Source organism: Vibrio navarrensis (genome assembly GCF_000764325.1).
GTDB lineage: Bacteria > Pseudomonadota > Gammaproteobacteria > Enterobacterales > Vibrionaceae > Vibrio > Vibrio navarrensis.
Window position 1 is genome coordinate 312,143 of the sequence record NZ_JMCG01000001.1, and the last position, 14,243, is coordinate 326,385.

11 protein-coding genes are annotated in these 14,243 nt (G+C 45.8%); 10 read left to right on the plus strand and 1 reads right to left on the minus strand.

Annotated features, from left to right (window positions below):
• Positions 1 to 23: 23 nt before the first annotated feature.
• Complete coding sequence (locus EA26_RS01475) at positions 24 to 2,345, minus strand: Tex family protein (protein ID WP_039422668.1); 2,322 nt, start codon at positions 2,343 to 2,345, stop codon at positions 24 to 26.
• A 235-nt stretch (positions 2,346 to 2,580) separates the two neighbouring features.
• Here EA26_RS01475 and greB point away from each other — a divergent pair, with 235 nt between their 5' ends.
• From greB to EA26_RS01520, 10 genes are all read left to right on the plus strand, one after another.
• Positions 2,581 to 3,063, plus strand: a complete 483-nt coding sequence (gene greB, locus EA26_RS01480; RefSeq protein WP_039422669.1) for a transcription elongation factor GreB — start codon at positions 2,581 to 2,583, stop codon at positions 3,061 to 3,063.
• A 230-nt stretch (positions 3,064 to 3,293) separates the two neighbouring features.
• On the plus strand, positions 3,294 to 5,066 hold the full coding sequence (locus tag EA26_RS20025) for an FG-GAP repeat domain-containing protein (protein ID WP_052079589.1): 1,773 nt from the start codon (positions 3,294 to 3,296) through the stop codon (positions 5,064 to 5,066).
• Between the two features lie 26 nt (positions 5,067 to 5,092).
• Entirely contained in the window at positions 5,093 to 9,808 is a 4,716-nt protein-coding gene (locus tag EA26_RS20030; RefSeq protein ID WP_052079590.1) for an RHS repeat-associated core domain-containing protein, read from the plus strand.
• A gap of 13 nt (positions 9,809 to 9,821) precedes the next feature.
• Positions 9,822 to 10,445 carry a T6SS immunity protein Tdi1 domain-containing protein gene (locus EA26_RS01490; RefSeq protein WP_039422671.1) on the plus strand — a complete coding sequence of 208 codons (624 nt, stop codon included), beginning with the start codon at positions 9,822 to 9,824 and terminating at the stop codon, positions 10,443 to 10,445.
• Positions 10,446 to 10,717: 272 nt separating this feature from the next.
• Complete coding sequence (locus EA26_RS20035; RefSeq protein WP_152593643.1) at positions 10,718 to 11,278, plus strand: hypothetical protein; 561 nt, start codon at positions 10,718 to 10,720, stop codon at positions 11,276 to 11,278.
• Positions 11,279 to 11,311: 33 nt separating this feature from the next.
• Positions 11,312 to 11,935, plus strand: coding sequence for a hypothetical protein (locus tag EA26_RS01500; protein ID WP_039422673.1), 624 nt, complete (start codon positions 11,312 to 11,314; stop codon positions 11,933 to 11,935).
• A gap of 264 nt (positions 11,936 to 12,199) precedes the next feature.
• Entirely contained in the window at positions 12,200 to 12,691 is a 492-nt protein-coding gene (locus EA26_RS22120) for a hypothetical protein (protein ID WP_226978306.1), read from the plus strand.
• Positions 12,692 to 12,693: 2 nt separating this feature from the next.
• A complete protein-coding gene (locus EA26_RS01510) occupies positions 12,694 to 13,044 on the plus strand; it encodes a hypothetical protein (RefSeq protein ID WP_039422675.1) in 351 nt (116 codons plus the stop codon).
• A 148-nt stretch (positions 13,045 to 13,192) separates the two neighbouring features.
• Positions 13,193 to 13,843: a hypothetical protein gene (locus EA26_RS01515; RefSeq protein WP_039422677.1), complete on the plus strand. Its 651-nt coding sequence runs from the start codon at positions 13,193 to 13,195 to the stop codon at positions 13,841 to 13,843.
• Positions 13,840 to 14,190, plus strand: coding sequence for a hypothetical protein (locus tag EA26_RS01520; protein ID WP_039422678.1), 351 nt, complete (start codon positions 13,840 to 13,842; stop codon positions 14,188 to 14,190). Before EA26_RS01515 ends, EA26_RS01520 begins: the two co-directional genes overlap by 4 nt.
• Positions 14,191 to 14,243 lie beyond the last annotated feature (53 nt).

Genomic DNA, 14,243 nt, shown 5'->3' on the forward strand with positions numbered 1-14,243 from the left:
AATGAGTTCTGTTGATTGCCGCGTTATTTTTTGGCTTTGGCAAAAGCAGCCGCAAATGCGCCGCCCATCGCACCACCGAGTGCATTGCCTTGCGGCTCATCACGACGTGGCGAGCGGCGCTCTTGAGCGGAGCGAGGCGCCGAGCTGCGTTGGCTGCGGTTATCTTGCCCGGGTTCATCGTTTAAGCGCATTGAGAGGGCGATGCGTTTACGCTGCACGTCCACTTCCATCACTTTGACCTTGACGATGTCGCCTGCTTTGACGACTTCACGAGGATCGGCAACAAAGCGGTCAGTGAGAGCGGAAATGTGCACTAAGCCATCTTGATGCACGCCGATATCGACAAACGCGCCGAAATTGGCCACGTTCGACACTACGCCTTCTAAAATCATCCCCACTTCCAGATCGCGCACTTCATGGATGCCTTCGGCAAACGTGGCGGTCTTAAATTCCGGACGTGGATCGCGGCCCGGCTTATCCAGCTCTTTGATGATGTCGGTAACCGTTGGCAGACCAAAATGTTCATCAGTATAGTCGAGTGCACGCAGCCCTTTGAGGAAGTTGGAATCGCCAATCAGCGCTTTGACTTCTTTGTGATTTTTCTCGGCAATCGCTTTCACTACCGGGTAGGCTTCCGGGTGCACCGCCGAGGCATCCAGCGGGTTTTTGCCATCCATAATGCGCAAAAAGCCCGCACACTGTTCAAACGCCTTTGGCCCCAAACGAGGTACTTTCTTCAAGGTTGCACGGCTAGCAAAGCGGCCGTTTTCGTCACGAAAATCGACGATGTTCTGCGCCAATGTGGTGGAAAGCCCCGCAACGCGAGTCAGCAGGGCGGCCGAGGCGGTATTCACATCCACGCCGACCGCGTTTACACAATCTTCCACCACCGCGTCCAGACGTTTCGCCAACATGGCTTGACTGACATCGTGCTGATATTGGCCCACGCCGATCGATTTCGGATCGATTTTCACCAGCTCCGCCAGTGGGTCTTGCAGACGACGAGCAATAGACACAGCACCGCGCAGCGAAACGTCCATATTCGGGAACTCTTTCGCCGCCAGTTCGGATGCCGAATAAACCGACGCTCCCGCTTCGCTGACCATGATTTTCTGTACTTTGAGGTTGCCGCGTTTGATCAAATCGGCCGCGAACGCATCGGTTTCACGTGAAGCGGTGCCGTTGCCAATCGCAATCAAATCGACATTGTGTTGCTTGATCAAGGCCGTCACGGTTTGCATTGCGCGATCGTACTGGTTCTGCGGCACGTGCGGGTAGATGGTGTCGGTGGCCAGCACTTTGCCTGTAGCATCAACCACCGCCACTTTACAACCGGTGCGCAGGCCCGGGTCGAGTCCCAAGGTGGCACGTGGGCCAGCCGGAGCGGCCATCAACAGATCTTTGAGGTTGGTGGCAAACACTTCAATCGCTTCGATTTCGGCACGCTCTTTCATTGCGCCCATCAATTCGGTTTCCATGTGCATCGAAACCTTGATACGCCATGCCCAGCTAATGACCTGTTTACGCCAAGAGTCGGCTGGTGCACTGCTGAGTGTCACGCCGTAGTGATCGGCAATCAGCGTCTCACAGTAAGATTGACGTGCGTTCTCTTCTTGTCCCGGATCGGCGTTGAGCGTCAAGCTCAAAAAGCCTTCATTGCGGCCACGCAACATTGCCAGCGCGCGGTGTGATGGCACCTTGCTGATGAGTTCGTTGTGCTCAAAGTAGTCTTTGAACTTCTCGCCTTCTTGCTCTTTGCCCGCCACGACGCGCGAAACAATTTCCGCATTACGCGTGAGGTGCGCACGGATTTTTTCCAGCAAGTTCGCGTCTTCTGCGATGCGCTCCATGATGATCGCACGTGCGCCATCCAGCGCGGCCTTGCTGTCTTCGACTCCTTTCTCAGCGTTAATGTAGCGTGCGGCTTCGCTTTCAGGTTCGGTCTGTGGTTGGTTCCACAGCGTATCGGCCAGCGGTTCGAGGCCCGCTTCAATCGCGATTTGCCCTTTAGTGCGGCGCTTGGGTTTGTATGGCAGGTAGAGATCTTCTAAGCGCGTTTTGCTGTCGGCATTGAGGATCTCTTTTTCCAGTTCGGCGCTCAGTTTGCCTTGCTCGGCGATTGACTTAAGAATGGTTTGGCGACGGTCGTCCAGCTCACGTAGATAAGACAAACGGCTATCGAGGTTACGCAGTTGCGTGTCGTCCAGCCCGCCCGTCACCTCTTTGCGGTAGCGGGCAATAAAGGGCACTGTGTTGCCGTCATCAATCAGGGTGACGGCGGCGATGACCTGCTCTGGGCGTACATTCAGCTCCTGAGCAATCAGATTACAGATAGCTTGGCTCATCCGTGGGATCTCTTTGTTCTTCGTTAATGTGGCTAATATGGGGATGGCAATGCGTCGATTCCACCCCGCAATGCATGAATCGGCCAGCAAGGGCGCAGTGGGGGAGATTAATAGCACGTTTCGCCGTGGCTTTTGAGAGCATACAGTCAATTCTTTGGCCTGCACTGGTAAAAGCGGGCAAAAGTCGTTACTTTTCGCTCCATCTGATTCCGTTCGAGCCGATAAGGGAAAGTGCGTGAAAACCAAAATGATTACCCGTGAGGGATACAACAAGCTCAAAAAAGAGCTCGATTACCTGTGGAAAGAGCAGCGCCCTGAGATCACACAGAAAGTGGCGTGGGCCGCGAGCCTTGGCGATCGCTCTGAAAACGCAGATTACACCTACAACAAACGCTTGCTGCGCCAAATTGATCGCCGCGTGCGCTTTTTGAGCAAATTGCTACCGGAAGTTAAGATCGTCGATTACGCGCCGCAACAAGAGGGCAAAGTATTCTTCGGCGCGTGGGTGGAGATTGAAAACGAAGCGGGCGAAGTGATGAAGTTTCGCATCGTCGGCCCAGAAGAGATCTACGGTGACGCCAAAGGCTACATTTCGATTGACTCCCCAATGGCGCGCGCGCTGCTGAAAAAACAGGTGGACGACGAAGTGCAAGTACCGACGCCAAGCGGCATCAAAGAGTGGTTTATCAACGCGATTGAGTACGAAAAGGGAGAGTGAGGAAGCTTTTGCGAATAGATTTAATATTCTTATTACAGATATACATATATTGATAATTTAATTAAATAGTAAGTTGGAAATGAATGAATTATTGCATGTTCTAAATTACGGGTTTTTGTACTGTATTTTATTCAATATGATGTCTGATATTAATAAATTGAAATAATGTTCTATGGGTATATTATTTCGCCTTTAAATTAGTTGGTCGTCTAGTATTTAAAGGCTTAATAATGGATTTAAGACAAGTAAGGAAGCTCTCTTCACTGCTGATCGCGTGCGTGGTGTCAGGATACAGTGATATATCATTTGCTTCATATTTAACCAATCTTCAACTAGAAAAAACATCAAATGGTGTTGAAAGTACAGGTGTTGCATCTGTTGGTATTAACGGCAATGCAAAATACCATTATTCAATTCCCCTCCCTAGTGGGATTAATGGTTTTACCCCTCAGCTCGGAATTTCCTACAATTCAAATCTGACCAAGGGCTCTTTAGGGTATGGTTGGACACTCTCTGGCCCACAAAGTATAACTCGCTGTCAATCCAGCTATTTTGTAGATGGTGAACCAGGTTCTATCAGTGGTGAGCAGAGTGATAAGCTTTGTTTGAATGGCATGCGCCTTATCAACGTGGATGGTGAGTATGGCGCCGCTGAAACGGAATATCGCACTTTGAGCGACACCTATCAAAAAATTATTTTGCATCGAGGAATGCAAGATAGCGATAGTTGGTTTGAAGTTTGGGATTCTGATGGTATTCGTTCTGAATATCGCCAAAGCGTAAATTTAGAAAATGGTTCACCAATCTTTTGGTATCAAACACAAATGGCCGATTTGTCTGGTAACTTGATCAATTATAATTATGAGCCAGATTCATCAGGAACGAACAGGACACTCTATTTATCAACGGTAACCTATAATGGCTTTTCCGTTAAGATTAACTACGAAACGGCAAATCGAAAGCGCAGTTATTTTCGCGCAGGAAGTGAATTCTTAGATACGTTAAAAGTAAAAACGATTGATGTGTTTGCGGACAGCAGCACTCTGGTTTTGACTGTTTCTGCACACTATGATCCTAAAGATGCCAACCAAGATTTACTCAGCAAAGTCACCTTGAGCCGCTATAGCTCACCAGAAATCGATGCATTCACTATTGATTGGAATACTGACGGGGAGGAGGACTTCACCGATTACTCAGTCGCTCTGAGAGGTGATTTTAGCGAACATCAATATTCATACCGAACTTTTGCAGATGTAGATGGTGATGGTTTCCCTGATTATATCGGTTTTGCGAAAAATGGCGTCCATGTCGCGTTTGCAGATGGATCTGGTTCCTATTCCTCCCCTTTGTTACTTAGTCATGAGTTTGCTGAAGTAAACTTAGTTCCAAAAGAAGATGAGTCGGATCATAAGGGAGGACGCAGAGAGCATAGGAGTATGGGGATGGAGAGTTCCTCGCGCAGTGAACGTAGAGGCAATGGCGAGGGCCTAGGACGACGCCCAGATCCAAATAAAGAATGGAATACTCTTCTGCATCCTCGGTTGCTAGGTGACGTAAATGGTGATGGTAAGGCCGATATTGTTGGTTTTGGCAATTATGGTGTGTCGGTTGCTTTGTCTGAAGGGCGTAAATTTAGAAATGCTGAACAGTGGCTGGATACATTGGGATACATTCGTAGTGGTTGGAAACAGGAAAATAAAAGGTATTTAGCCGACGTCAATGGTGATGGCCTTGATGATATCGTTGGTTTTGCTGATCGAGGAGTGTTTGTTTCTCTCTCAGATGGCACGCGTTTTACCGCCCCTCAACTGTGGTCCCAACGGTTTGGAGCGCATCAGCAGTATGGTGAAAGAGCTCTGGGAGACTTTAATGGCGATGGAATGGCGGATATCGTCGCATTTGCAGATAAAGGGGTTACGGTCTCTCTCTCTCCACAGGTTCGGCTTTTTCTACAGAGACGTTATGGTCAAGTGAGTTTCGAACGCCAAGATCGTGGGAACTAAGCAGGCACATTCTGAAAGCGACAGATGTGAATGGAGATGGGCTGGCTGATGTCATCGGCTTTTCGGATGCAGGCACTTATGTCGCTCTGTCTACCGGGGCATCCTTAAAAGCCTCTTCCTTATGGAAAAATCAATTTGGCTTTAAGGCAGGCGGCTGGCGTGTTGGTGAACATCCACGCTTGTTAGCTGATGTCGATTATGACGGCATTCCCGACATCATTGGCTTTGCTAATGATAGAGTGGTTGTCGCGCAAGGGACTGGAAGTGGTTTCTTAGACCACGCCGGAGGGCTTCGTGCCTTTGGTACTCGAGCAGGTGGTTGGCGCGCAGAGGATGTGCGTACTTCAGTGGATTTGAATGGCGATGGGAAAATGGATCTTGTCGGTGTCAATGACTCTGGCATTCACACTGCGATCAGTCATTTCTCTTCTCCTCTTGTTAACGCTATCACGTCAAACTTAGGCAATGTTTCCCGCTTTGAATACGGCACCTTGAGCGATACGGAAGTTTACCGTCGTGGGCCTGACGCTCAATACCCGCAGCAGAATGTAACGTTTGGCATTGTGGTGAAAGGTTTATCCGTTTCAGATGGTATTGGCGGGTACAACGAGCTTGCCTATAAGTATGAAGGTAAAAAAGTGCACTTAATGGGTGCGCATAATTTGGGTTTTGAGAAAGTTCACCAGTGGAATAAAACAACCCATCAGGTAGAAAGCCGTACTTATCACCAAGATGTTGAAAATACGTTGCTTTACTCAGCACTGAAAGAGAAGGTGGTATGCCAGCTTACAAGTGATAACGAATTCAGTTTTGATTCCTGTTCGGTCGATTCTGCAAACAAACTGAGCGTGTTAACGAACCAATGGCACACCGAGAAAGCCATTGGCAATGGTCGTCCTAATGCGGCTAAATACCTAGCTCCAAGCTATAAATCACCCTTTGAACCACGTCAGCGTTTCAAGCAGCAGTTGATCAAGTCAGTCACTAAGACTTGGGGGCTTGATGGTGCTTTTTTACAAACAGTTACCATTGATAAAGCCTATGACAAACAGTTTGGTTACGTAAAGTCTGAGACAACGACAACGGTTGACCATATTCATAACCAAACGACGACGACCTCAGTCCTCAATGAGTATAAGCAGCCAAACTACGATAAGTGGTTAGTGCGTCTTCTAGAGAAAAAAACCATTGCGGTTTCACAAAGCAACACCGCAGAAGGGGCAAAACTCAATACTCAAACCAAAACCTATGACTATGAATATGACGACAATGGCCTGCTGATCAAAGAAACCAAACAAAAAGGCACGGAGTTAGAAAGTGCCATCGAATATGGCAATTTTCACCGTGGTCTTCCTCAAATCATCACTGAACGGTGGTCGGCGGCACTGAGCAAAAATATTGTAGGAAAAACGGGAGCGCCTCAAAACTTTCGCCAAACGTTCAAAAGCTATGATAGGTATGGTTATCTCAGTAGTGAAACCAATGCGTTAGGTTACTCTAAAACGTATGGGTTTGATCCTGTGTTTGGCAGCTTGGTTCATCTGCGGGATGAACGAGCTAACGTTACCTTATATTACTACGACCAATGGGGCAGATTGATCGGCTCTCGTGAGCCAACTGGGGCATGGTCCACCATCTTATATGAACTGTCAGCAGAAGAAGGTGCGGTTTACAGTAAAACGGTTCGCTCTTCTAACGCCCCAGAGCAAAAGACTTGGTATGACGCGCGACATCGTGAAGTTAAATCGATGACACGAGTTATAGGAAACAAGCCGTATGCCTTTACGACGACGCGCTACAATGCGCTCGGACAAGTCGTGTCAAGCGGGGTTCCAAGTCCAAGCGAAGTCCCCGAAGCGACCACGGACTATCAGTACGATGCGTTGGGTCGAGTGACTCATATCAAGAAACCAGATGGCTCCTCATCTCGTTACCGCTACAGTGGTTTTACGACGGAGTTTACCAACTCTCGGGGCTACACCACGTCAACAACATTCGATGCTTTAGGGCAGAAAGTTGAAGTAAAAGACGCAGATAACAACAGTGTGTACTACCAATATGATGCTTGGGGAAATTTGGTTCAAACGGAAGATCCTAAAGGAAATCGTATTGAGGTTGGCTATGACATTTTAGGCAATCGCACGCGCCTGAAAGACCCGGATCTTGGCGTTGTTTATTACGCGACTAACGGCCTTGGTCTTGTTTATAAAACAGAGAAAAATCAAGACGTCGTCGTTAGCGAACACTTTGATCTGCTTGGTCGCATAGTGAAACGTGAGTCTAGCAAGGCTAATCACAAAGAGCCCGTACAAACTTGGAAATACCAAGCTCGAGGTGGTTTGCTTTCTGAGGTGTCTCAGGCCGGAAATGTAGAAAACTACGAGTATTTCGACAATGGGTTGCTGCAACACAAATACATCACAATTCTTGGGCAAAGTTATCATCAAGAATATGAGTACGATTTAACAGGCCGTCTGGAATTTCTCCACTACGGCAATGGGGTGGTTACCGAACAGGCTTACCATGAAAGTAACCGACTTTCGAAAGTTTACTTGTATAAAAAAGGCCTAACGGGCGCAAGAGACTTAGTTTGGTCTGCCAAAGAGATGGACAGCTTTGGCAACATGACCGATTTACAATTTGGCAATGGCTTGAGCTCGGTCTATCAATACCAAGCGGATACGGGCTATATCGATCGCACACAACTATTTAAAGGCAGTGAGGTCGTTAAAGAAAACCAGTACCGCTTTGATTCTGTCGGAAATCTGACCTATCGATCTGAACTGGATTCTCAGTTACTCAAAACAAAAGTGAAAACTGGCGAGAAGTTACTTGAGTCTGGAAGATCGGCTGGAATACGGGTTTCCTATGCGCACTATGAATATCAAATGGAGCTACAAGAATCGCTGAACTACGATGCTTTGAATCGACTGACTCAAAGTGATATATCACGCAGTGCGGTTATTTTAAATTCAAGAACAGAGAGCACGGAAACAAGCCTTCACGGCTATATGTCATTTGAAGACTGCCTGAAGCCGATTACGATACGTCCTGATCCTTTGCAACCTATTACGCATTGGAGTCAGGTAAAACCTAGTGATTTACTGGTTAATCCCCGAGGCATTGACTCTGTTTCTCGAATTGGAGGAATGCATGAGGGCGCAATTAAGATTGAGAACAAAGTTTGTTTACCAAGCCAAGGAAAATCACCCTTTGCCGATGATACGGCATTGTCCAATGTTTCAGTGGCTTATGACGAGCTAGGTAACATAGAACATAAGCAGGATGTCGGCCACTACACTTATGGCGCGCTGCGAGCGGGAAGTTCAGAATATCTACCTCACGCCGTTAGCCAAGTTGTTTCATCTAACGGTCAGGTGCAAAAATTTACCTATGATGTCCATGGCAACATGCTATCGGGCGCGGGGCGTAGTATTCGCTACAACGCTAATCATAAACCTATCTCAATCAAGAAAGGCAATGCCACCACCGAGTTTGAGTATGGAGTGCATGGCCAGCGTTATTTACGTAAAGACACTACTGAGCGCGGTACCACCACCACACGTTATTTAGACTCGACAGAAGTCATCACACAGCCCAATGGTAAAACGACGTTTCGTTACTACCTTGGTGATAAAGCGATTTATGAGCATACGGTTGGTGATGTAAAGCTCTCTGGTATTAAATATCTGCATAAGGATCACCTTGGTTCTGTGATCGCTATCTCAAATGAGTTGGGCGATATTGAGCAGCGTTTTAGCTACGATGCATGGGGCAAACGTCGCGGAAGTGATTGGCAGCCGCAGTTGGAGCAAACCTCATCGATTGTCGGGCGCTTGGGTTTTACGGGCCATGAAATGTTGGATGATGTGGGTTTAATCCACATGAATGGCCGAGTATACGATCCAACCTTGGCTCGTTTCTTAAGCGCAGATCCGTTTATTCAAGATAAATGGTTTGCAACGCAAGCATTTAACCGTTACTCCTATGTGCAAAATAATCCGCTGAGTTATTCAGATCCTACAGGTTATTACACAAATGCACCTTCAGGTATGGGATCGCCTTCCGATGAGGCTCGCCGGGGCGAACAAGCTGAAGATCGCGGCAAACTGGATAGAGCGTTAGACCGCTCACGAGGGAGAAGTGGAGAAGGAGTCGCACAACGACAAGCCGCATTGGGAACAACACACAGTACTTGGACTTATGGTACAAATGAGGACTTTGCCGCAGGCTTCAGCGCTCGAATGAGTCCAGAGGATTTCAATGAGTTCTTTACTGATATGGCTATGCTGGCTGGGCCATTTACTATTGCACGGGCAGCCAAACTTGCTAGTCCGATCGCAAACACCATGTATTCGAGATATACTGGAAAGGTAGTGGGGATTGGGGAGGATGTTACAAAGAGTGTAGATCTTAATCTGAAATACAAAAAAGGCTGGACTGCTGCACAGAAAGCGGCAGCAGATGCTAAGTGCCAAGCGTTATGTGACGCAAACACCGTTGTAACTCAATCACAAAGATCAGGAACATCTGCTGCATCACGTTATAAACGAGCAGGAAACTCGGTTCCAAGTGGAAACGATGTTGATCATGTGCATGATTTACAGTTAGGTGGATCAGATACCTTAAGTAATATGTCTCCATTGGACTCAAGTGTTAATAGAAGCTTAGGTTCTCAAATCCATCACCAAATAAAGAACTTGCCCCTAGGTACAGTTATCGACAAAGTGAATATTAATTAGAAGAGAGTTTGAGATGTTTGAAAGTTTTTTATCGAAATTTAATAAAGACGAATTAAAAGGTGGAGAACAAGCATCATCTTTTAGTTTTCCAATTAATATGGTAGGCCTAGAAGAGTTTTTTTCTAACTACTCTGGCAGCTCATTTAATCAAGGCTTATATAGGATTCATTCTTTTGAGAATATTAGTAAGTGGAATAAAATCGTAGGTGAAGCATTCCCAAGTTTTTCTCAGAGAATTTTCTGTTTTGGGTATGATTGGCTGGGTCGACAATTTGCACTTGATTTAGGTCGTTCAGAAGCTGGGGAGCCATTGGTTTTGATATTTGAGCCTGGTACGGGGGAGGCATTGGAAATACCTGTTAACTTTGCTCAATTCCATGAAGATGAGCTTGTGAATTACACCAATGAAGCGCTTGCTGTAGAGTTTTTCAGTGAATGGTTGGTTACAGGCAATGAACCTCCTGCTTCCTCACAATGTGTTGGCTATAAAAAGCCGCTATTTTTAGGTGGAGCAGATATAGTTGCAAATTTGGAATTAATTGATCTTGAGGTGTACTGGGGTATATCAGGGCAGTTACTTGAAAAAATTCGTGGGTTGCCGCCTGGTACTCCAATTAGTAATATCACCATTAAATAACCTCCTCAAAGCCCGCACCAGCGGGCTTTTTAATGCGCTGCTTGTTGGATCACGGTATCTAGGGCGTGTTGATCTTTCGTGATGGCTTTTTGAGCAGCATAGTAAGGCGTTATAATTTGTTTCGCCAGAAATAAACTGTAACTCCAGGTATGGGATCGCCTTCCGATGAGGCTCGCCGGGGCGAACAAGCCGAAGATCGCGGCAAACTGGATAGAGCGTTAGACCGCTCACGAGGGAGAAGTGGAGAAGGAGTCGCACAACGACAAGCCGCATTGGGAACAACACACAGTACTTGGACTTATGGTACAAATGAGGACTTTGCCGCAGGCTTCAGCGCTCGAATGAGTCCAGAGGAGTTCAATGAGTTCGTTACTGATATGGCTATGCTGGCTGGGCCATTTACTATTGCACGGGCAGCCAAACTTGCTAGTCCGATCGCAAACACCATGTATTCGAGATATACTGGAAAGGTAGTGGGGATTGGGGAGGATGTTACAAAGAGAGCAGCCCAGTTAGCCAAAAATAGAGCGGTAGGTAAAGCTGCTGAGGCCCAAGCGGCCAAAGACCTAGTTGCTGAAGGAAATTCTATTTTAGGTAGTCAAGTATCAGTGAGGACTGCTGAAGGCCGACGTGTAATTGATCACTTAGTTCAAGATGCCAACGGTACGATTCGAGCTGTTGAAGTGAAAGCAGGCGGTGCAGTCCGCAATGCTTCTCAGCTCGCCAAAGATAAAGCGCTTGCAACCCAGGGTGGAACCCTTGTTGGTAAAAATGCCCCAGCAGCTCTTCGTGGCCAAAACATGGTTATTGAGACTGTTGAGAGGCGTTACTAATTGGCTGAGTACATTATGAGTATTGAGTACATTATGAGTATTAAAGAATTACAAAAAAATCTACTTGCGAGTGTTGGTGAAAAATTGACAGCTTTTGGCTTTGGGAAAAAAGCCAAACAGCAGTCCTTTTATCGATCTATTGAAGGAGGCTGGGCTTGTGTCCACCTCTCATTTATTGAACATGCCGATGACTTTGATGTAACGGTAGATGTCGCTGTTCGGTTTGATGAGGTTGAGGATTTAGTAAATTCTAAAAACAACCTATTGACCAAAAAGGAAAAAGCAGGAACTAGCACGCTTGGTGTAGAGCTTGGTAATTTATCGACCGGCGAACAGAAGCGGTGGAGTATTTCCTCTGAAGATCAAATATCTTCAGTTACTGATTCAATATTGGATGCTTTTGATAAGCTTGGAGAGCCGTATTTATTGAAATATTCGTCTATGGGGGCTGCTTATGAGCTGCTGTCTAGTGATGAAAAAAGTGTATGGAAACATTGCCCATTCCATGCAACTAGAGCTAAGAAAGCAATCGCTATATCAAAGTTATTAGATCAGCCTGATATTCAAAATCAAATATCAACTAGAAGGCAGTTTCTGGAAGATATGAAAGATTTTGGCCTATCGGACTTTGTAAGCTTTACGAATAGCTTGTCTTAGTAAAAGCCCGCAGCGGGCTTTTTAATGTGCTGCTTGTTGGATCACGGTATCTAGGGCGTGTTGATCTTTCGTGATGGCTTTTTGAGCAGCATGGTAAGGCGTTATAATTTGTTTCGCCAGAAATAAACTGTAACTCCAGGTATGGGATCGCCTTCCGATGAGGCTCGCCGGGGCGAACAAGCCGAAGATCGCGGCAAACTGGATAGAGCGTTAGACCGCTCACGAGGGAGAAGTGGAGAAGGAGTCGCACAACGACAAGCCGCATTGGGAACAACAGAGCATGTTTGGGGGACAGATCCTAGATTTTATGGAGCCCTTAATACGACAGGAGATCCAGAAGCTGCGGCTACAGCGGCTATGTTGCTTGGTGGGCCTTTGTTGGAAGGCCCTGCTGCCGCTCGTTGGGCGGCTAAAGCGACAAAATATCTAAAAGCTGCAACTAGCTGGGCTGCAAAAAAATTTCGCGGCATCTTCGGAAAGGTGGGGGGTATAAGTGATGATGTTACAAAGAGAGCAGATATTAGTACCGGGCGAACAGAAGCTAAAAGCCTAGAAGAGCAACTTGCAATGGAGGAGGTTAAATCAAACCCATCTGGTGTTACTCCTCCAAGAATGCCAAAAATGTCTGATACAAAGAATAATCTTCTGCATGAAGATGGATGGGTGAAGCGTACTCAGAACGTAAATGGCGTTGAGATTCATTATGTTGAAAATATCAATACCAATGAGGTTATTGATTTCAAGTTTAAGGATTGATGATGTTATATCGTGATGCTCTGATTGAAGCTATTGATTATTGGAACTCAGATCCAATCGAAGACGAGTGGTTTTTTGAAAAATTTAGAGATGACTTTATTGGCAATATGAGTCCATCTGAAGCATTTTCTTCTATAAATGAAACCATCAGTTTCTTGTTAAAAGAAGAAGATGAATCCACAGCTTGTGAAATATTACAGACGATTATTAATCTTGCAGAAAAAAGCCAGACAACTGAGGTGCCGAGCGCTCTGATAGAAAATAAAAACCTGATTGAAAGTCAGTTCGATGCAAGAGGCGAATACTCAAAGTCTAAACTTGGAGAGCTGTTTCGGTATTATCGCTTTTTCTGATTAGTCCAAGCCCGCATTCGCGGGCTTTTTAATGTGCAGCTTGTTGGATCACGGTATCTAGGGCGTGTTGATCTTTCGTGATGGCTTTTTGAGCAGCATGGTAAGGCGTTATAATTTGTTTCGCCAGAAATAAACTGTAACTCCAGGTATGGGATCGCCTTCCGATGAGGCTCGCCGGGGCGAACAAGCCGAAGATCGCGGCAAACTGGATAGAGCGTTAGACCGCTCACGAGGGAGAAGTGGAGAAGGAGTAGCACAACGACAAGCCGCATTGGGAACAACACACAGTACTTGGACTTATGGTACAAATGAGGACTTTGCCGCAGGCTTCAGCGCTCGAATGAGTCCAGAGGAGTTTAATGAGTTCTTTACTGATATGGCTATGCTGGCTGCTCCTGGAGCTTCCTTGGGGTTAGTGGCTCGATTAGGTTTAAGCTTAAGAACGACTGTCGCTGCAAGTGGCATTGGATACACGGGATATGTCGGAAATTCTTTTAGTCTACTTGATGATGCTGTAAAAGCGATAAACAAGATAGAACCAGAAAAACTTAAGCACATTTTTGACCAAGAAAAACATAAGTTGGGTAAATTTTTAGATAAATTTGATGGCGATCAGGAGCGTGCATTTAGAGCAATTGATGATGCAGCACAAGAGGCATTGGTAAATGGAGCTTTAGATACATCGAAAAAAATAAATAGAGTAAACGTAGGTGGGATGGAAGTCGATCTTGTTGGAGGAAAAGTTGTAGATGGACGCTTTAGAATTGGTTCTGCTTCAAGGAGAGATATTGAGGAATGAATGATTTAAATTTAAAAAATTTTATTAATTCAGTGGTTGAGCATATATTGGTCAATGAAGCGGAGGAATATTTAGAACAACTTGATTATATATTTATTGGTGATGTAAATATTTCAAGAGTTGGATTTTACGCAAATTTCCGTCATCCCGATGAGTATAGAGCCAAAATTATAGAGAACTTAACTTTAGGGAGCTCGATACATGCTGAAGTGTTAGGATTAAAATATGGAGTTGACTTTATGCTTTATGTTGATGGGGGAATAATTACTATGCTTGAAGGATTTACTGTAGATGGTGATAACTATTGGCCTAGTGAAATAGTTGATTTTAAATTAACTTTAACTTGATGTTTTATATATATCTATCTTTTGTAAAATTGGTCATCTAGTAATTGTCTTCT